Below are 20,665 nucleotides of genomic sequence, written 5' to 3' on the forward strand. Positions count from 1 at the left end.
CATTTACTCTTTCACAACTCCGTCTTCACCGAAAGCTTTCACGGCTGCAGATTTAACGGTTTCATACATCGCTTCAGGCGTAATTTCGCCAGCGATTAATGCCTGAAGCTTTGGCACGATAACTTCATCTTCCATTTTGATCGCTTTTGCACCCAAATCCGTCGGGATATCCGGACGTGCAGGCGTTGCTTGCTGGAGCAAGGTTTCAACAGCTGCTTTATTGTCTTCATTTCTGCTTAATGGCATGGTTTCTGCCGCTTTTCTACCGGATTCGGTAATATGCGCAGCAAAGAGATCATTGTTGGTCGTTGCCGCAACGTTGCCGCTAGCTAAGAAGTAAGCTGCTTTTACAACATTTGCTTTGTGTTCAGCCGTCGGTTCCTTCGTTCCACGGAACGTTACATATCCACCAACCGCGACACTCGCTTGTTGTTTTTCGCCTAGGAAAGTAGGAACAGGCAATACGATATAATCAACTGGAATACTTCCTTTTACTTCACTGCCGTCTTTCGCCTTAATCTTTTCGTTATTCTCGTTAGCGTTATTTTCAAAAGTAGCCAGGCCTTTACCTGTAATCATCGTTTGGCCGGTAAGGAACATATTCCAGCGCTTCCCTGCATCGATAGAGCTAAGCTCTTTCGGCATGGAACCGTCATCAATGAGCGCCCGAATATCTTTGAGCACTTCAAGGAAGTTTTTGCTCGTATAAGCATATTTCAAATCTGTATTGAACTGCGCAGGCATGCCTGCATTTTTGAGCAAAATATTCAAATAGTCTTTGGAAGCAACGCCAGCGGTCGCGAATACAAACCCGTAACGGGACGTTTTGTCGCCTTCCTTAACGACTCCTTTTTTGACTGATTCACGGAATTCGTCAAATGTCCAGCCGTCTTTTTGCACTTTCTTCCAATCGATTCCTGCTTCCTCTAAGAACTGCTTGTTCCCGCCCAGCGCGTGAACTTCCATATAAGCCGGGAAGCCGTATAGCCCATTGCCGATTTTCATGTATTCAAGCGGAATTTTATCATAATCTGCAACCATCTCCGGCGTTGCTGTATCTGTAATATCAATGAGCATCCCTTGCTGGATATATTTCGGAATTACTTCAGATGGGATAAACGCAATATCCGGCGGGCTGCCCGCATTCACTTGCGTATCCAACTTCTGCGTCATATCTTCCCAACTGGCTGGTTCGATATTCAACGTCAAGTTCGGATATAATTCATTAAATTCCTTCTCCAATTGCTTGAATTTGTCTTGGAACTTACCAGAAATCGGCGGGAGCAAAGCGGTAATCGTGTCCTTTGCATCCGCGCTTACGTTAGAGCCTGAATCTGACGGTTTCGCTTCGTTATTTGAGCTTCCGCATGCCGTTAAAGAGGACAAAGCCAAAGTTAAAGCTAAGATGGATGCCAATACACGCATGTTTCTTTTCATTGATACAAGCCTCCCCAAGGATATCGAATGTTTTTATACAGCTTTGATAAAGGTGCCTATTGCCTTTTTCAAACTGCCGTCGCATTGATCCAATGCTTGCTTTGCCGCTGCTGCATCCAAACCGGTTTTGATCATCATAATCGCTAATTTACAACTCATGGAAGCGCTTTCTAAATAGGAAATAGCGGTATCCGAATCTACGCCAGTAGCTGTCTTAATAATGCGAACGGAACGATCACGCAATTTAATATTGCTTGCCTTCAAGTCCACCATAAGATTATTGTACGTCTTTCCAAGCTTCACCATCGTACAAGTCGTAAGCATATTAAGAACCAGCTTCTGTGCTGTACCCGCTTTCAATCGGGTCGATCCCATAATGACTTCCGGCCCTACTACAGGTGAAATGCAGACGTTGCAGACGTTCTCCAATTTGGAGTTTTTGTTATTTACTACGCCAATCGTGGCCGCTCCAATTTCACCTGCTTTTTTCAAAGCAGATATGACAAATTGTGCGCTTCCACTCGCCGTAATCCCAATAACAGCATCCTGGTCTGTCACGCCACACCTTTCAATTAAAGCGATCCCCTCCTCTGCATTGTCTTCAAAACCTTCAACAGCCCATCTCAGTGCGACGTCTCCCCCAGCGATATGTCCTTGTACTATCATAGGGTCCGTTCCGAAAGTGGGCGGACATTCAGAGGCGTCGAGAACGCCAATTCTGCCTGAAGATCCGGCCCCTACGTAAAACATTCTGCCGCCGTTTTTAAGAACATGGTGCAATGTATCAACCGCTTTCACAATTTGCGGTATTTCTGCTGCTACCGCATGCGGAACCTTCGCGTCCTGCTCATTCATGAGATGCAGCATTTGTTCGGTTGTACACTCGTCTATCGCCAATGTTTTCTCGTTAATCTCTTCCGTCGTTAGACCCGCCAGATACTCATCCATAGCTATCCTCCTATCCTGTTTGTTTAAAATTTCTTATAAACACATATTAACGAGAAATATCATCACGGTCAACAGTTTTTGAAATATAATTTTATTATAAAATATATTATCGTTTTTTTATTTTGTTTTTCGACAAAAAAAAGACACCGGAGCTAATACGAAAAACCGATGTCTGCATCATTCATTTACGATGTTTGCTAACTAAAATGTTGTGCGTTTTCGTCAAATACTTCTTCACATTTTTGTATTCTGCACTGGCTACCCCTGCAAAAAGAATGTCGATAACGGTCAGCATAGCAATTCTCGATCCCATGGCACCGCTGCGGATGGTTACCTCCGGCGTGGAAATGCTCAGCACGATATTCGCCTTATCCGCCAACTCGCTCTTATTATATTTGGTAATGGCAATAATGCATGCGCCATTTTTTTTGGCTATTTCCAGCGAATCGAGAATTTCCATCGTATTTCCGGAATTGGAAATAAAGATCGCTACATCATTCTTTTCCAGAAGCGTAGCAGCAGTGAGCTGGCTGTGTCCGTCCGTATAAGTGTGGCACAACTTGTTAATCCGGGAAAACTTCTGTTCCGCATCGATCCCTACCAGACCGGAAGCGCCGATCCCGAAAAACGCAATACGTTTGCTCTGACGCAGCACTTGTACGGCACGGGCGATCTCATTCTTATCGATGACACTGAGAGTGTCTTCAATGGATTTACTGTTGTTGCGAGAAATATTCGAGATGATCACGGACAGATCATCGCCGGGCTGTATATCGGTGTACTGATCCTTCTGCTCGTCATCCATCGATCCGAGTGAAGCGGAAATACTTACAATAAAGCTGCGGTACCCGGTATAGCCCAAGGTTTTACAGAAACGAAGAACAGATGCGTCACTGGTCTTCGTCAGCTGAGCAAGGCTCTTAATCGAAAGATGAGGAATCTCCTCCAAATTCGCCAGCACATACTCTGCTACTAGTTTCTCTACAGGTGTCAAGCTATCCTTCATGTCTCGAATTTTAATCAAAATATTATCATGAATTGACATATCTCTTCCCTACTCACCAGAAATTTTATTCCAAAATGAATCGTTTGTTATAAAATTTTAATTTTATTTTATATCGTAAATCTTCTAAATGCAAACACTTTAATAGCTTGTCTGTCAATCATTCAATAAAATACCATGTGGGATAGCCAAAAAAAACGCCCTTTCTATAGAATCGTTTGTGCCGCTAAGCGATTTAATCCCGAATATTATGAAAAGATGATGGATAAGTATAATATACACCATTTTTTGAATATGATAGGAACATAATGGGAAATGAGGTTGTTCATATGTATGCATTGCACGAAATACTCAAAATACGCGCTGAGCAAACCCCTGATACAGAAGCTCTGGTCGGGGGCCATATTCGCTATTCGTTTCGCACCTATTTAGAAAGAGTAAATCAATTGTCACACCATTTACTGGAATTGGGCTTAGAAAAAGGAGATCGGGTTGCGATTTTGTGCAAAAACAATCATCCTTATCCAACTATCATGATGGCAGCATTACAAATAGGAGCGATTGTTGTTCCGTTAAATCATCAATATACCTCTCATGAATTAAAAGGAATAACAAAAAACTGCCAGCCCAAATTTCTCTTCTATGATAAAGAATTTGAAGCTGTCCTTCCCGATAAGCAGCTGCTCCCCTTTTTCATACTGGCTGGAGAGGGAATGGAGACTTCAACTGCTTTTGATGAAATCTTTATGGGGCGCTATCCGGTCACGGAACCTCCTGTAACCGTCAGCGAGAGCGATACGGCATTTTTCATGTTTACTTCTGGAACCACTGGAAATCCAAAAGCCTGCGAGCTCATCCATCGTGTTTTTTCAGAATCCTTTAAAGAAGTTTTTTCTTATCCCACTTCTAATAGTAATGAACGGTTCCTTGCCGTACATCATCTCTATCATTTAAGTTCTGTTTTTAACATGATATACAGTATCATCTCTGGAACTACAATAGTCTTTTTAACTGAATCAGATCCAGCAAAAATTTGGGATATGATTGAGAAAGAAAAAATTACGAGGATGTTTGCTTTTCCCTATATGTATACCTATATGTTGCAAGAGTTTAAAAGCAGCCGAAGAAAAACGGCATCACTTAAAATAGCAAGCGTAGGCGGCACAAAAGTACCTTCGATGTTAATCATGCAGTATCACGAGCTGGGAATTACTATGTCAGCCGGATATGGTTGCACAGAAGGACTGGGAATTAGCTATTATTCTCCTGAAATGGGCATCGAAAAGGCCGAATCGGTTGGAATGCCAATGCCAAATGTGGAATGTAAAATCGTCCATCCTGAAAAAGGAGAAGAGCTTCCTGTAGGAGAGATCGGCGAAATTGTTGTGAAAAGCCCCTACGTCTTTAAAGGATATTGGAATAATCTTGAAGCAACGAACAAGGTGCTAAGAGAAGGATGGCTCCACACCGGCGATAGCGGCAAATTAGATGAGGATGGTTTCTTATATGTGTTGGGACGATACAAAGATGTCATTATATCTGGTGGAAGAAATGTATATCCCGATCAACTGGAAGACGTTATTATGCAAATTCCGCACGTACTGGAAACAGCCGTAGTAGCTGTTCCAGATGAGATCTTAGGCGAAATTCCGCGCGCCTATATTGTGAAAGAAGCGGGGAGTATGCTTTCCGAAGACGAGGCGCATCAATACTGCAAGCAAAGGTTTGCCAGCTATAAGGTCCCGCAAATTAGGTTCACTGATGCTCTGCCGAAAAATAGTTTAGGCAAAGTGATGAAACAAATCTTAAGGGAACAAGCGCTCTGAACGAGATCGAAGTTCCCTATCCCAATTAGGATGGCGCAATAAACAAAAGCAGCCTAATACAAACGTATTTTGGCTGCCCATCTATTTTGGGGAATTATAAAATAGTAAGTCTATTTTCGACTGGCATGCGTGCTTTTGATCTAGGGATTTCCTCGTAATAACCAATGTTTAACATGCTAACAGCCTTCTCTCCTGTTCGGATACCTGCATGTTCACGAAATTGCGGGGACTCGTACAATTCATCATCCGTTAGCCACGTCATTCCGATCCCCTTCTCCCATCCGAGAAGATGGAAATTTTGGATCATGCAGCATATAGTCGCAAAGTCGTCTTCCCACTGCTCTTGCTTCGGGTTTTCCTTCATGACAACGATTAGATAGATTGGGGTGTTGATCGCCGTTTGGATAAACTGTTCTTTCACTCTCGCATTTTCCACATTGGAACGCTTTAATTCTTCTCCAACTTCCACCATGATCTCGACCAGTTTCTTTTTTGCTCCATCACTAGCCAGGATAAATCGCCAGGGCTCGCTAGAACCGCTGTTCGGGGTCGGCGCCCAAACCGCATCGTTTAAGAGGTCGATAATCGCCTCACGAGAAACAGCTTGATCACTAAAGCGAAGTACTGGTCTTGTATCTCTTATAATTTCCGTTATACTCATTCTCGCCATACTTGCTTCATTCCTTTCCTATGTGATTAGTTTTTGTTCCATCTCGCCCACGGCATCTTGCATAAATTGTCTGACGAAGTCCAGCTCTGTGGATGAATATTTGTCCAGAAACCGATAAAAACGCTCTTCTTCTAATTTGTGCAGCTTGTCATGCAGCTCATATAGCTTCTTTCCTTTGGAAGTTAAACGGAAATAGATTTCTTTCTTGTTGTCGTTCAAGCGCGTTCGTTTCACAAACCCGTCTTCATATAGCTTGGTGCTGATTTTTGTAATGCTCGCTTTGGATAGCTCCATTTTTTCGGCAATGGCCGTATTGTTTACCGGCTCGTTCTTGCCGATGCAATCAATGACATGAATGCTGGTAATGTTTTTCGGACAGTCAGTTACACCGGACGCTAAGGCCTTTTCAAGAAACACCGTGATTTCTCTGCTTTCATACTGCTCTCTTAAGTGTGCAAATTTCCAATACAGTCCAAAAATGAACTGCTTGTTCGGTTCAGGATACCCCATTCCTTGTCTCTGCTCCTATCCTCATAAATTCCCCACCAATGGCCTTGTCCACTTTACGAAAGCCATCATCTTATAAATATTGTTTACTAGTTAACAATTTTATTGTAGCAATATTGATAATAATAATCAATATCATTTGATCTATCGAATCCCGAAATAGCCGTAAACATGCAACAAAATTCAGTGTTAAAAACTGTATTAAAAGGTGCTTTACACTTAATCTTTCTAACGTTTTGGATAGTTCAGTCTTGTAGAAAGAGCTTGGCGTTTGCTTCTCAAGTACATAGTCTGCGTAAATTGTAATGCTTTGTACACTCCAGGTACTGCCGTTGACAGAAGCAAGAAAAGCGCCAACAGTGCAGGCAAGTAGTCAGCGCCTTTTCATTTATGAATATCATCTTTCCTATTGTATACTGCAATTGCCCATTAATCAGTGTTTGTGCGGCTTCTATTAAATATTTCAACTGCTGCCTTATATAATTCATAATTCATATGAAACCGATTTGTTATCCAATACTCCAACTCTTCTCCACTCAGTTCTTGTTCACTTTTATGGGTAGGAAAGTACTGTTTTAATGTATGGTTGGTTAATGAAGTAGGAACATTCTCGACATATCCAAAAATCATTATATCTTTAAGCGCAAAAGACGAATTCCAATTGTTGGAGCTTTTGATGATTGGCAGCATCTCTTCGATAGTGACTGGGTTCGTATTTAAGGTTTTAGCAGGACCTGGATTTCGGATAATCTTGATGCTATCTGTTGAGACGGTATATTCGAACGTTTCCCTGTTGTCGTTGGCGACGAACGACTCATGCAGCGGATAAGCTTGGAACAACGGAGCGCCGAAACCAAGATCGACATAATAAGGCTGCTCTAAATTTACGCGCAAACATAAGTGGCCAGGGTCCATATACAAATAATGCACATCGAATCCCAACTGCTTCAGCAGCCAATGACATCCTATCGATATCGTCCAGCAAGTGCCGCCATACCCGTGATTCATGATGCGGTCATAATATTTTTCAATCGGCGGAATATAATCGCCCGTTGCATAACCGCGTTCATAGTCCAATATTTTAGTCAGGTTTTCCCATCTAACCTTTAATTGATGACTCTTAATCAGATCATTCAAAAAGTTAATATCATTTTCTCGTTTCGGTACATCTAGGAAGTTTAAGAAGTTGTCAACGATTTCATTTGAATTCATGTGAATCAACCCCCTCATTAAATAAATCGCATCGCTTGCATGCCGAATACTTAGATAGACATATTCCGCTTGAGTTGACGTCTTGAAGTTCCAGCCACAATATCTTCCACCGTCATTCATTTATTTAGAAATAAACTAATTATTGATAGATCGCATTCCCTTCGGCAATTCTTTTTCATTCATCCATGCTTCTACTAATTTATTGAATAAATCGGGGTTAGCTAGAGAAATTCCGTGTCCAACCCTCGGAATCATATATCCTTGGCAATTTCGATTGCTTCTGGTGATAACGACGGCTGATTTTCCCATTGTTTTTTTCTCTTTTTCCCCCACTAACACCAAAATATTTGCTTTACTACGTTTAAATCCGTCTGGTATGCGATAAGACATATTCTCTTCTAGGACCCTAAGCAGATCCTCTACGCTCATTTGAACAGTATCTTGAAAATATAAATCAAATTGCTCCTCGCCGACATATAATACTTTTGCTTGAAGCTTTGCAAAGGATTTGCTCTTGGTTAATGGCATCGAAATCCGGATCAAAGGTTTCAAGATAGCTTGGAAATATTTCAAGGGCCGTACAAGCCCGCTCACAATAATCGCTTGATCAATAATATCTCCCTTTACACTTAAGATTTCTAAAGCGATTTGAGCCCCTAGAGAAAAGCCTATAATCGTAACCTTTTGACCATTTTTCCTTTCTTGTATGATGTTGATTATATCCTCAGCCGTTTTATTGATAGATACAAATTCCTCGTTTCCACTGTTACCGTGACCAGGGAGATCAGGAATCAAGACATAGTAGTCCTCTTTAAAATATTGTACCTGCTTCTCCCACATCCAACCGCTTACTCCCCCGCCATGTAAAAATACAAGGATTGGAGCATTCTTATTTCCCGATTCTTTAACGTACAGGCCCATCCTTACCATTACCCCCAATTAAATCAATGGATAGGCGAAGGAAGCCGTAAGGCCCCTGCCCTGCCCTTCTATGATAAAGCCCTCAATCGATCTTTAACCAACATGATTCCTGGAAACCCCTGATGATAGAGCTTCATAATTTTGTCTTTTTGATATTCAAAAATATCGGCTGTTCTGCCCTGACCAATCGGTTTCATCATTTCATCTCCGAATTCCGTACATAGTATGGTTTTAGAATATTGTGTATACTACATATAAAAATGACCCTGATATTTATTTATCAGAGCACATTTCACATTCACTCCATCATCATACACCAGCTTGGGTTAATGACCAAAGCTCGATTTGACTTCCATTAGGCACGTCTTCCATTAAGTAATTATGGAACAGGCCCCTTAGGTGGATTCTCCATGTGTTTAATATCTTTTGCTGTCATTTTAATGTAACGAGTAGGATTCATATTCACACCCCGATGGTTTTTCCTCAGGCAAACCAAGGAGCGTCAGCGACGTAGCATGAATACGGTGTTATCGGATGTTCCTGCCTTCTGTGATTTAACTCTCATAATCTATTAATCCATTCATGTAAGAGCTGCATTAAAATCGTGGTTATTATCTGTATCTATGTTTTTGGACTTATATAGTAGTACTACTTCCGGGGCAAGGAACCTAATTTCATTGTTTTAGTCAGTTATTATTACACTTAGCTCTCTGACTGTTCCTTGATCCATCCTTTTTATTCCCTCCTGTCGTTTATATCAAATATAGATATAGTGTAACGACCGTTATAGACATCTATTGTCATATTGGTGAAAACGAGGGGGGGGTTATGTATAGAGGATTTTCAGCCTTAGCTATACATCAAGAGAATCGCTTTTGCTTGGGATAATACTTTTTCGCGCAACTCAGCCGGTGCCAACACTTCCACTAATGGACCATAACTAAGCAATATTTCACATGCTGAATCGAGCGTATGGAATTCAACGCCGGCATCCAACCAATGGCTGTCCACAGACTCGGTGTGTAGAATCTTCATATAACGCTGCTGAGAAATGCGAGATAACACTTTATCGCTGAATCGCACTCGGGAAGGATATTGAGGCAGACTCGCTTTGAATTTTTTGGTGGATTTCTCCCAGTATAAGGCCAAATCAAAAGAATCTGGGCGCTCGAAAGACTCCGTTGACATCCGGGCACTCACCATACGGGAAATCCGATAGGTGCGCATATCTCCTCCTTCCGCAATAGCGATAAGATACCATATGCTGCTTTTGGCTACCAAACCTAAGGGTTCGACAACCCGATCAACAATAGAGTCATCTCGACGATATTGTATAAACAGCTTTTTTTCTTCCCAAATAGCTTCCTGAACAATAGGCAATTCAGGTAACAACTCATCAGACTGATGCCAACCTGCTCCATCTACATGAATGCGCTGACGAACAATTTCCACATCTCCGCGCATCGTTGCAGGAAACGCTGCCAGAAGCTTCTGAAAGGCATCATCAAAAAAATCGCCCAGTCCCAAATCTCCCAACAGTCTCGAAGAATGCGCAAGCAACAGCGATTGCATCTCTTCCGTTTTCATCCCGGTCAGATTTGTGCGATATCCTTCAAATAATGCCCATCCTCCATTTGATCCCCGCTCTGCAAAGACAGGGATGCCAGCCGCACTTAAAGCTTCCATGTCACGATGAATGGTTCTTTCAGATACCTCCAGCTTTTCTGCTAGTTCCCGGGATGTCATCCGGCCACGATTCTGCAAGAACAACAAAATGGAAATCAATCGATCCGCCCTCAGTTTCCATCCCTCCCTTCTTTCAAAATTCTAACTCGAACAAGATTATCCGAACGCTAAGAAGAGAGTGAGGCATTAGCCAAAAATTGGCCTCGGTAGCAAGCGCCACTACTGCCCGTCCTAGTTCCTTCGACATTGACTGCGAGCGATGAATGAATTAGCCAAACTGTAGTACAAATTTCCTCGATACCTGTAATTAACACCATCCGTAATTTCAACGATCAATCCCTGTTTTCTCGCGGTCCTTAGAGGTGCGGCGTAGTAACTCGGCTCCACGAGTTGAGCCTGCCACAACTACCACTTTTCCTTGTAAATGTTTCATCATGTCTCTACCCCTTTTTATTTAAAATCAAATCCCTATCCATGTCTAGTATAACCATTGATATATGTCGCCTATTGTCATATTACAGAAGAAATGCACCCATCACATAATTGTTGGTATGAAGAAAGTTATATTTTCCTTTACACAATTGCTTTTGTCATAACGTGTCTTGTACTTCGTGCATTTGTTTTTTATTCATTGTTTGACGATTCTACGGTAGAAGTACCAAAAGAGTTTATTCATTGTTTTGTGGTGCTGGTGAATGGACTCGAACCCCCACATAGAAAATCTGCTTCCTGCGGCTGCATCGAAACCGTGAAAGCCCCCGTGTCGATCGCATCCTTCAAGGCTCACTTGCCATTGCGGCTTTTTCTGCAAGCTTTCTCGGTACTATCCCTTCGTATGACTCCTCAACGTCTGGTATTGGACATCCCTTTCTTTTGCAAGGTCAATTATTTGCAAGACAAAGGAAGGTGAGTTTGTGAGTGCCGTTGCTGCGAAGCCTGCAACACTCGGGGAACTAATACAGTGTTATCGCCAGAAAAGAGACATTAGTTTGTCTAAGCTCCAAGAACTTATCGGCATCGATAAGAGCAGTTTGTCGAGGATTGAAAATGGGGAGATTAAACGTCCAGATTTTCAAATCATTCAGTCCATCGCTGCCGTATTAGGCATCCCCAGTGACGACATCGTAGAACTGTACATCGAGATTGGGCATAAATCAGATGTGATTTACTCATTTTTGCAAAAAGCTCTGGAAGCACCAAGCAGCGCATCTTTAATAACCAAGATAGCTACAAAGTTTCTTGAAGCACCTAATGAAGAAAGTTTGGACTTGGTAGAGAAGTTGTATCAAACGATAAACTCCGTAAATGATACCTACATTAAATTATCTTTGTACAGCCTCATCATTGATTACTCACGCTCCCATGGGATTATGCCTTATACTGCTAAAGGCTTATATCAGAGATACCTGATTGAACGAAATGAAATTTCACCAAACTCAGCACTACATATTATCTAGGTGAAAAAGTATTAGAGTACGCCCAATTTCTAAGTGAAAGAGATAGAATCAATCTTTACTATTGCTTGTTAGTTCACGCACAAAGTCTTTTGAAATATGATGAATCAATAAAGTTTAGCAGGTACGTTATTGAGAACGATATTTCTAATAGTCATTATAGTGCACATGCTACTCTTAATATTTGTAACTGCCATTATTATCTTGGTGATTACAAAACAAGTATGACATTCCTTGATGATTACAAAAAATATTCGTTTTCTTTTGTCGAGGATAATGTAAAATTCATAACTGGTTGCATAAACGGAAAAACTGGGAATGTTGAGTTAGGCATTAAACAGTTAGAAGGATATTTAAAAGCCCCATCTGATTTTAACCTAGTTTATGCCGTCACAACGCTAATGGATCTATACCTAATTAAGCATGATTTTAAATCGGCTAAAAAACTACTTGAGCATGTACCAGAGATGGAGGAATCCATTAAAGATAAGCGGACAACACCTGATAAGAAGGCTAGACTAGCCTTTTTCTATCAGTTAGTTGGGAATGTACTAATAATTGAAGATGATGAAAAGGCTTTTGACTATTATCTTAAAAGCGCTTTAGAGTACATGAGAATTGGTTTGTATGAAAATGCTTTGGGAAGCATTATCATCATCAATGATGTGATTATAGAGAACCCTTCACGTTATAACATAGGAGTCATAAGAAAAAAGAACGCACTATACAAGCAAATAGTTAACAAAAAATTAGATTAGAAAGGATTGGTTGGCATGAAAAAGCTTATGTCAAAAGTGCCGATTCTTTTAGTATTGACATTACTCTCAATAGGATTAATTAACTCGGATGATACCATTTCGTTCTTTGGTGGCGGTGTTCCATGGATTGTGGATTGACGTGAAAAAACATATGACAAACGCACAATTTCCTTTATTCGCTACTCTGTTATCAGTAGAAGTAATCAATATGGAACATATCATTTCATTCACTTATGCTCCATGTGTAAAAATTACCTAGTTTTAATAAAAAATTGTTAAGACGCCTCTTTGGGCGTCTTTTTGTATATATATGTATTACAAATTAATTGTTGCATAAAAACCCATAAATAAGGCATTTTTGTACAACAGCAGTTATGATTAATTCAGAGATACAGTTTATGGATGAAGCGCGCCAACCATTTAAGCTGTTATAAAATACGAAAGGGTGTTCCAACAATAGAACCATTTTATTTTTGCTATGAAAAACATGATTATTTACTTGAAAGAATCGAAAGTATCCGACACCAATTAATAAAAACAGCAAATGAAAAAAAGAGCTTTACAGACGAAAGTGTTGTGAGATTGAGTCAAGAATTGGATGTTTATCTTTTTGAGCTTCAGAGAAGGAGTGAGGATAAAGGATTGAATTCCAAAAATCAAGTGAAAACTTTATGAATCTATGATCTTGCTATAAATCACCAAATATGGTATAGTAATACTATGGTAAATGCTCTTCATTTCATCAATAGAAATAGATGATGTATCATTACATATTAGGGATCCTCCACACAAAGACATGGTGCAAAGTCCGCTTTCATTTTGAAGAGATATCTTTGCCTAAGCATTTTAAGGAGGAGATATATGCACAAATGGATTGTAGTGGTTCAGACAGAATTCAAGTCAGTTTAAATGAATTTTATTATTTACAATTGGAACCAAAAGTGGTACGATTTTTAAATGGGAGGGGTTTATCGAGTGAAAATTAAAAAAATTTTTCAGACATCTTTTTTGTTAACATCTATGCTGTGTTTGCTGATTGGTTCAGCATCGGTGTCTGCGGATTCAGTTTCTCCTGCTCCAACTCTTTTCGACTGCTCCAAGCTTGAAGGTGATGTTAGCTACAAAACTTCTGCCGATGGTTCGATCAAAAAAGTAATTGAAGTAAAAGATGTTAAACAATTTTCAGAGCAAAACAATCTCAGACTAAACGAAGGCGATAAAGTTACACTTATACTTCCTGTTTCAAGTAATAACAATAATAGTGATGAAGTTATAGACATTCACAACAGCATCCTTAACAACAGTAATAACAATAAACATAAAGAATCTAAAGATATTTTCGAACCGTTAGAATTAGCTAGATATATTAAAAACGTCAAAGACACCGGAAATGCTTGTGGAACAAAAATTATTAGAAACTCTTTTTATGCTCCCCCTGGTGGTGAAATGACAATATCCGAAGGAGTTTCAGCGTCATACACTAATTCAGTCACAATTACCGCTTCTGTAATAACGAAGGCTGTAGGTTTCGATGTTGCAAAATCCTATAATGTTTCAGATAAACAAACCATTGTAGTTCCCGAAGGAAAAAGAGGAGAACTTAAAGCGTTTCCTTATTATGAAACTAAAACCTTTGAGATATGGGAAATTGGAGTGGCTTATAACAAAAAGGTTGGAGACGGTACAGCACTCTTTCCTGTTGGTGTTTGTTTTGTAGATCGCATTTATTAATTATAACAAAAGGCCGCTTTCTCATCATATTCGTGAACTGTGACCCGTAAGATGGACACTTTGAAAAAAGTACCCTCTTGCGGGTTTTTGTGTTTTAATCAGAATATTAAGAAGTATGTGGGGATGCAGATCATAGGAAAAATCAGAAGAAGTTTTACCGAACGAGGATAAAACTATTAGAGTTAAATCCAAACATATACCACGTATCGAAGAAGAATATCACGTATAATCCGGCGTTTAAGGTTGCAACTGTACAAGCCTATCAAGCGGGACAAACGCCTATGGAAATCTTCCTAACTGCTGGTTTTAATATCGGAATCATCGGTCAGGATACGCCTAAAAGGAGCTTGCAACGTTGGCGCAATGTCTGAGCGTCTTTAGGTGAAGGAGGATTGCTTGAGGAGCGAAGAGGTAAAGGCAGCACAGGAAGACGGCCGCGGCAGCTCTGATACTGTTAGACACTGCGAGCCTTTTCCGGATAATATTCTCGATTTTATACAGATTTCCGAGCGTAGCGACCTGATAGATGCGCCTCTTATGCTGCTGGGTATGCAGTTGGCTACCATACAGTGCAAGAATTTTCGAAAAAAAACAGGGGCCATGATTTATGATGCTACATGCTTTTCGTCAGCAGAAATCATTGAAGGTAGCCAAGTGTTTTGAAATGATCTGACACAAAAGCACCAACAATCAACTTCATGATTGCGGGTGCTTTTGTGACAATAAATCGAATGGGGGCATTATTGATTCATCATTGAGGGTAAATTTGTGTCATTGGATGTACGGTGAACTAATAATAGTTGCATAACGTCCGAGTGAACTTAAAGTTGTTGCATAAAAACGAGGACTGGTCGTTAGAAAATAATAATGCAACAACTTTAAGCTCAACGGAAAAATGAAACTCGCCAAGAAAGACAAAATATAGCTATATATGAACTATTACACCAAAGTTGTGGTGAGTAAACTAACTGTAGAAGAGTATTGTGTAATATATCTTGAGCACAGGAAACATATAATATATATAACTTTTTTTATTATTTCACAATCGAATCAATTTCATAATGCATGGTTACTGAATCGTAGACTTGCCGAATTTTGCGGGTACGATTTTTAAAATTTAGGCTACTTGTTCTTGCAGTTGACGGCTTAGACGATCACATACTAATTTCATGCAATTATAAACCAAAGTAACCAAGTTAAAATGAACTCCGGCTTTCTGTCCCGTTCGATGTCTGACATTGTTCAATTGGAAGAATTCCTTTAGATACGCATTAACTCTCTCGACTGCAGACCGTCTTTTCGCGATCTCTTTCCACTGTTTCGAACCGCGAGCCGGAGCGGTATACTTTCTAAAATCTGTCGTGATTTTCATCTTGTAGATCTTCTGACAAAGCGAATCATCTGCTAATGGACAACTCTCACATTCTTTCGGTCGAACGTATTTCAACGTGTCATACTTCGGGTCATAGCTATCGTAACGATAAGAATGCTCTCTTACGCAGGTCGGTGCGAAGTACTCGTCAAACCCTTCCAGTTCGGGCTCTCGTCGGCGATTGTAAGCAATGACGGCATAAGCTTTCGCCTCTCGAATCTGTTTGTATATCGGCACATAATCGTAACCGGCATCCATCGTTGCATATTTGAATTTGAATCCTGGATGCTGAAAACGAATACCTTTTAAGAGGGGGATCGCAGCTTTACCATCATTCAGATTCCCAGAGGAGAGCATGGCTCCAAGGATATATTGACTCTGTGTTCCTACTGCAAGATGACCTTTATAGCCATACCAGAAAACGTTCTTTCCATCGCTGTTTTTCTTGACTCCCCATTGCGGATCAAGAGGCATTTGATCCTGTAAAACATGAAATGGCTCGCCTAATTGGGCGGCGATTTCTTTCTCGAAAATTGGCTTTTGTTCATCTTCTTCTTGCTTTTGCTTTAGCCAAGCTTCTCGTTCGGCTTTCGATTTGCGCCCACGCTTTTTCGGCTCAGGCTTTTCCTTCTCCGTCTTTACAGGTGCCTGATCCCGCGCTTCGATATGGGTCGCATCAATTGCAATCGTATCATCTTTAATAAACCCTTCCGCCAACGCTTGTTTTAGAAGTTGCTCCTGAATTTCTTCCAGCGCATTACTTTGACTTATCTTCCGCACCAGCCGGGAATAAGAAGCTGACGACGGAATCGCTTCTGATAGCATAAACCCACAATCCAGGCGGAATAAGATGTCATGTTGAAGTCGCTTGATTAAATCTTTGATCGTTGGGATGCGTTCAATGATTCGAACGAATAAAGAATAGATCATCGCCGTGTAATTGACTTGGGCGGGTGCACCATAAAGAGACTTCTTTCTGACCAAACGTAAAAATGGAGCGATGTCGATAGCAGAAAAAATGGCTTTAAAACGATCTTTTTGTTCCATTTCATAAAGCTCTTGCAGGGTAAATAGACTCTCGTGTCGAATATATGGCATAGGGAGTTCACCTCGTCTCTTTTGGTTGGTTTAGTCGCTTAACCTATTCGAGATTTGGGGAGGTACTCCTTTTTCTATGTCTGAAAAACCTTGTTAAATCAAGGCTTATGATTTATGAAATCGATTCAATCTTGACTCTAAATATCATTTCATTCACTTTTAATGAATACCCGGCTCCGCTAGCCAACATGGTTTTGCCTCCTGTTTCGAGGTTTGCCTTCTGATCCTCCGCACCCTGCCTCGCAGCCAGGCACTATCAGTCAGCTATGCGCTTCCGCCACCCTGTAGTGTGCTCGGGATTTCCACCCGTTAGTACGATGCACTGCTGCAAAGCGTACAAAAGGCTATGATGAGATATTCATCATAGCCTTTGACCCGGTCGGGTCATGAGAGTTTATTTAATTTGTAATTCTAAAGTAGATGGATTTTTGCTGTTTCTGGAAACTTTAATACCTGAGCCGCCCGTTTTTTGAATAATCTCGAAAATAACCTTTCCCTCCACACTCGATACGTCTACTCTATAGACTTTTTGTGCTCCAGGCTCTAGGGTATCGATAAGTGTAAGCTGGTCATCTACATATATGGGTAATGATTCTTTTGTTGACGAATCTTTATCGTATACATTCATTTCGAATTGACGACTATATTTTTCGTTATTGTTTTTAACTTTCACATAAAGGTTCTCGTTATCTTTCTTCGTAGGAATCGTACAGCGTGAGACATTTGTTCGTGACATACAATCCCCCTCAATCTTTCTCTTTTTTGAGAGAATTAATAGTATCAAGAATAACTTTACGATTACCGTTTTCTCCTTGCAACAACCCATTCAGTGTATTGGTTAGGTTGGAGATTAGGGTATCTATCCTGTTTGAATTGTTGTTTCCCTTTAAGGCTTCCAACATAGTAATTGCATACATTGTCATAGCGATATATGCACCAGAATTATCGGTGTAGTTGATGATGGTATTGTTCCCGTTTGTAAAGCTATTGTGCCCAGAGTCAGCTTTTGCATCAGCGTCGGAATCGGCGTCAGCGTCAGCGTCAGCGTCGGCGTCAGCGTCGGCGTCAGCATCTGCATCTGCGTCAGCGTCGGCATCTGCATCCGCGTCGGCATCCGCATCGGCGTCGGCGTCGGCATCGGCGTCGGCATCAGCGTCAGCGTCGGCGTCAGCGTCAGCGTCGGCGTCAGCGTCAGCATCCGCATCTGCATCGGCGTCAGCGTCGGCATCTGCATCTGCATCTGCATCTGCATCGGCGTCAGCATCCGCATCAGCGTCAGCATCCGCATCAGCGTCCGCGTCGGCGTCGGCATCGGCGTCGGCATCGGCGTCGGCATCAGCGTCGGCATCGGCGTCAGCGTCGGCATCAGCATCCGCATCGGCATCGGCATCAGCATCAGCGTCAGATTCAGCTTTCGCGTCGGCATCCGCATCAGCATCCGCATCGGCGTCGGCATCAGCGTCAGATTCAGCTTTCGCGTCGGCATCCGCATCCGCATCAGCGTCAGCATCCGCATCAGCGTCCGCATCCGCATCAGCGTCAGCATCCGCATCAGCGTCAGCATCCGCATCCGCATCCGCATCGGCGTCGGCATCGGCATCCGCATCAGCGTCGGCATCCGCATCCGCATCGGCGTCGGCGTCGGCATCAGCGTCAGATTCAGCTTTCGCGTCGGCATCAGCATCCGCATCGGCATCCGCATCCGCATCCGCATCAGCATCAGCGTCGGCGTCAGATTCAGCATCCGCATCAGCGTCGGCATCAGCGTCAGATTCAGCTTTCGCGTCAGCATCAGCATCCGCATCAGCATCCGCATCAGCGTCGGCATCGGCGTCAGCATCAGCGTCGGCATCAGCATCCGCATCAGCATCAGCATCCGCATCCGCATCAGCGTCGGCATCGGCGTCAGCATCAGCGTCGGCATCAGCGTCGGCATCGGCATCAGCATCAGCATCAGCATCAGCATCAGCATCAGCGTCGGCATCGGCGTCGGCGTCGGCATCCGCATCAGCGTCGGCATCAGCATCAGCATCGGCATCAGCATCAGCATCAGCATCAGCGTCGGCATCGGCGTCCGCATCAGCGTCCGCATCGGCATCAGCATCAGCATCAGCGTCAGCATCAGCGTCGGCATCAGCGTCAGCATCAGCGTCGGCATCCGCATCGGCATCCGCATCAGCGTCGGCATCCGCATCGGCGTCGGCATCAGCGTCAGCATCAGCGTCCGCATCAGCATCAGCATCAGCATCAGCGTCGGCATCGGCGTCCGCATCGGCATCGGCATCGGCATCAGCGTCGGCGTCGGCATCCGCATCAGCGTCGGCATCAGCGTCAGATTCAGCTTTCGCGTCAGCATCAGCATCAGCATCAGCGTCTGCGTCAGCGTCGGCATCGGCGTCGGCGTCAGATTCAGCTTTCGCGTCTGCATCCGCATCCGCATCGGCATCCGCATCCGCATCAGCATCAGCATCAGCGTCGGCGTCCGCATCGGCATCAGCGTCGGCATCAGCGTCAGCATCAGCGTCAGCATCAGCGTCAGCATCAGCGTCAGCATCAGCATCAGCGTCAGCATCAGCATCAGCGTCAGCATCAGCGTCCGCATCAGCATCCGCGTCGGCGTCCGCATCCGCATCGGCATCAGCGTCAGCATCAGCGTCAGCATCAGCGTCAGCATCAGCGTCAGCATCAGCATCAGCGTCCGCATCAGCGTCCGCATCAGCATCAGCATCAGCGTCGGCATCGGCATCGGCATCGGCGTCGGCATCGGCGTCGGCATCAGCGTCAGCGTCAGCGTCGGCATCGGCGTCAGCATCAGCATCGGCATCCGCATCAGCGTCCGCATCAGCGTCCGCATCCGCATCGGCATCCGCATCAGCATCAGCATCCGCATCAGCATCGGCATCGGCATCGGCGTCAGCGTCAGCGTCGGCATCGGCGTCAGCATCAGCATCGGCATCAGCGTCAGCGTCGGCATCAGCATCAGCATCGGCGTCAGCATCAGCATCGGCATCAGCGTCAGCGTCGGCATCCGCATCAGCGTCCGCATCCGCATCAGCATCAGCATCAGCATCGGCATCGGCATCGGCGTCAGCGTCGGCATCGGCGTCCGCATCAGCATCGGCACAAGCTTTCGCATCGGCATCCGCATCAGCATCGGCATCGGCGTCAGCATCCGCATCAGCGTCGGCATCCGCATCCGCATCGGCATCCGCATCAGCATCAGCATCAGCATCGGCATCGGCATCGGCGTCAGCGTCGGCATCCGCATCAGCATCCGCATCAGCGTCCGCATCCGCATCAGCATCGGCATCAGCATCCGCATCAGCATCAGCGTCCGCATCGGCATCAGCGTCGGCATCGGCATCGGCATCGGCATCCGCATCAGCGTCCGCATCAGCATCCGCATCGGCATCCGCATCCGCATCGGCATCAGCATCCGCATCAGCGTCTGCATCAGCATCAGCGTCGGCATCAGCGTCAGCGTCGGCATCCGCATCAGCATCCGCATCAGCGTCGGCATCGGCATCGGCATCGGCATCCGCATCAGCGTCGGCATCGGCATCAGCATCGGCGTCAGCGTCTGCATCAGCTTTCGCATCGGCGTCCGCATCGGCATCAGCTTTCGCATCGGCTATCGCTTTTGCATTGGCATCCGCATCAGCTTTCGCATTGGTATTCGCATCAGCGTCCGCATCGGCATCCCCTTCTGCGTCTGCTCTTATATCGTTATCAAATGATATATCCTTATTCAATTCACTTCTATCCTCTTTTCTACCCAAAATATTCTCCTCCTCTCTACTACATGATTATTATATTAAGCCATGTCTCTGCTTGTTCAGGGCGAAGTCATCAAAGTATAGCTGATTATGTTGCACTATGGTGTAGCCAGATTGACGAACTCGCACGAATGAAATTCTTTTGTATCGTAATTAGTGGTGAACCAAGGTTCTGATAATAGTTTGTGTACCAAGAATTGGAGCCTAGTAAGGCACAAAAAAAATTGGGTATACTCTGAATTACGAGATCACCAAGAGAGGTCTCT

At 43.5% G+C, this 20,665-nt stretch carries 18 protein-coding genes and 1 pseudogene; 7 read left to right on the forward strand and 12 right to left on the reverse strand.

Going from position 1 to position 20,665, the window contains the following annotated elements; genetic code table 11:
* Positions 1-3: 3 nt before the first annotated feature.
* The 3 genes from M3650_RS03630 to M3650_RS03640 form a co-directional block, all read right to left on the reverse strand.
* Positions 4-1,437: an ABC transporter substrate-binding protein gene (locus tag M3650_RS03630; protein ID WP_251572449.1), complete on the reverse strand. Its 1,434-nt coding sequence runs from the start codon at positions 1,435-1,437 to the stop codon at positions 4-6.
* Positions 1,438-1,470: 33 nt separating this feature from the next.
* The gene (gene murQ, locus M3650_RS03635) at positions 1,471-2,385 is read right to left on the reverse strand and encodes an N-acetylmuramic acid 6-phosphate etherase (RefSeq protein ID WP_019419890.1); all 915 of its coding nucleotides are present in this window, start codon (positions 2,383-2,385) and stop codon (positions 1,471-1,473) included.
* A 181-nt stretch (positions 2,386-2,566) separates the two neighbouring features.
* Positions 2,567-3,430, reverse strand: coding sequence for a MurR/RpiR family transcriptional regulator (locus M3650_RS03640; protein ID WP_019419889.1), 864 nt, complete (start codon positions 3,428-3,430; stop codon positions 2,567-2,569).
* A gap of 287 nt (positions 3,431-3,717) precedes the next feature.
* On the opposite strand from M3650_RS03640, the gene M3650_RS03645 reads away from it, so the two are divergent.
* Positions 3,718-5,214 carry a class I adenylate-forming enzyme family protein gene (locus tag M3650_RS03645; protein ID WP_251572750.1) on the forward strand — a complete coding sequence of 499 codons (1,497 nt, stop codon included), beginning with the start codon at positions 3,718-3,720 and terminating at the stop codon, positions 5,212-5,214.
* Positions 5,215-5,308: 94 nt separating this feature from the next.
* Here M3650_RS03645 and M3650_RS03650 read toward each other — a convergent pair whose 3' ends face one another.
* The 7 genes and pseudogenes from M3650_RS03650 to M3650_RS03680 form a co-directional block, all read right to left on the reverse strand.
* The gene (locus tag M3650_RS03650; protein WP_251572451.1) at positions 5,309-5,875 is read right to left on the reverse strand and encodes a nitroreductase family protein; all 567 of its coding nucleotides are present in this window, start codon (positions 5,873-5,875) and stop codon (positions 5,309-5,311) included.
* Between the two features lie 27 nt (positions 5,876-5,902).
* On the reverse strand, positions 5,903-6,394 hold the full coding sequence (locus tag M3650_RS03655) for a MarR family transcriptional regulator (RefSeq protein ID WP_251572453.1): 492 nt from the start codon (positions 6,392-6,394) through the stop codon (positions 5,903-5,905).
* 426 nt (positions 6,395-6,820) lie between these two features.
* Complete coding sequence (locus M3650_RS03665; protein WP_251572456.1) at positions 6,821-7,603, reverse strand: arylamine N-acetyltransferase; 783 nt, start codon at positions 7,601-7,603, stop codon at positions 6,821-6,823.
* Between the two features lie 135 nt (positions 7,604-7,738).
* Positions 7,739-8,524, reverse strand: a complete 786-nt coding sequence (locus M3650_RS03670; RefSeq protein ID WP_251572458.1) for an alpha/beta fold hydrolase — start codon at positions 8,522-8,524, stop codon at positions 7,739-7,741.
* A gap of 68 nt (positions 8,525-8,592) precedes the next feature.
* The gene (locus M3650_RS31765) at positions 8,593-8,721 is read right to left on the reverse strand and encodes a hypothetical protein (RefSeq protein ID WP_285848282.1); all 129 of its coding nucleotides are present in this window, start codon (positions 8,719-8,721) and stop codon (positions 8,593-8,595) included.
* A gap of 652 nt (positions 8,722-9,373) precedes the next feature.
* Positions 9,374-10,324 carry a helix-turn-helix transcriptional regulator gene (locus M3650_RS03675; RefSeq protein WP_251572753.1) on the reverse strand — a complete coding sequence of 317 codons (951 nt, stop codon included), beginning with the start codon at positions 10,322-10,324 and terminating at the stop codon, positions 9,374-9,376.
* 156 nt (positions 10,325-10,480) lie between these two features.
* A pseudogene (locus M3650_RS03680) lies at positions 10,481-10,588 on the reverse strand (SDR family NAD(P)-dependent oxidoreductase); the annotation flags it as partial.
* 536 nt (positions 10,589-11,124) lie between these two features.
* Between M3650_RS03680 and M3650_RS03685 the strand changes: the two are divergent.
* The 5 genes from M3650_RS03685 to M3650_RS03705 all read left to right on the forward strand — a co-directional run bounded on the left by M3650_RS03685 (position 11,125) and on the right by M3650_RS03705 (position 14,816).
* Positions 11,125-11,667 (forward strand): helix-turn-helix domain-containing protein, encoded by a 543-nt coding sequence (locus M3650_RS03685; RefSeq protein ID WP_251572460.1) that lies wholly within the window; start codon positions 11,125-11,127, stop codon positions 11,665-11,667.
* A 65-nt stretch (positions 11,668-11,732) separates the two neighbouring features.
* The gene (locus M3650_RS03690) at positions 11,733-12,422 is read left to right on the forward strand and encodes a hypothetical protein (protein WP_251572461.1); all 690 of its coding nucleotides are present in this window, start codon (positions 11,733-11,735) and stop codon (positions 12,420-12,422) included.
* Between the two features lie 402 nt (positions 12,423-12,824).
* Positions 12,825-13,097, forward strand: a complete 273-nt coding sequence (locus M3650_RS03695; RefSeq protein WP_251572463.1) for an aspartyl-phosphate phosphatase Spo0E family protein — start codon at positions 12,825-12,827, stop codon at positions 13,095-13,097.
* Positions 13,098-13,397: 300 nt separating this feature from the next.
* On the forward strand, positions 13,398-14,153 hold the full coding sequence (locus M3650_RS03700; RefSeq protein ID WP_251572465.1) for a hypothetical protein: 756 nt from the start codon (positions 13,398-13,400) through the stop codon (positions 14,151-14,153).
* A gap of 396 nt (positions 14,154-14,549) precedes the next feature.
* Entirely contained in the window at positions 14,550-14,816 is a 267-nt protein-coding gene (locus M3650_RS03705) for a hypothetical protein (protein WP_251572467.1), read from the forward strand.
* 454 nt (positions 14,817-15,270) lie between these two features.
* Here M3650_RS03705 and M3650_RS03710 read toward each other — a convergent pair whose 3' ends face one another.
* Together M3650_RS03710 and M3650_RS03715 are read right to left on the reverse strand one after the other, a co-directional pair.
* Complete coding sequence (locus M3650_RS03710) at positions 15,271-16,623, reverse strand: transposase (RefSeq protein ID WP_251572469.1); 1,353 nt, start codon at positions 16,621-16,623, stop codon at positions 15,271-15,273.
* A gap of 394 nt (positions 16,624-17,017) precedes the next feature.
* A complete protein-coding gene (locus tag M3650_RS03715) occupies positions 17,018-17,359 on the reverse strand; it encodes a hypothetical protein (protein ID WP_019418950.1) in 342 nt (113 codons plus the stop codon).
* A 253-nt stretch (positions 17,360-17,612) separates the two neighbouring features.
* Here M3650_RS03715 and M3650_RS03720 point away from each other — a divergent pair, with 253 nt between their 5' ends.
* Positions 17,613-20,360: a hypothetical protein gene (locus M3650_RS03720; RefSeq protein ID WP_251572471.1), complete on the forward strand. Its 2,748-nt coding sequence runs from the start codon at positions 17,613-17,615 to the stop codon at positions 20,358-20,360.
* Positions 20,361-20,665: the final 305 nt, after the last annotated feature.

Origin of the sequence: Paenibacillus sp. MER TA 81-3, assembly GCF_023713585.1 — a bacterium.
Classification (GTDB): domain Bacteria; phylum Bacillota; class Bacilli; order Paenibacillales; family Paenibacillaceae; genus Paenibacillus_B; species Paenibacillus_B profundus.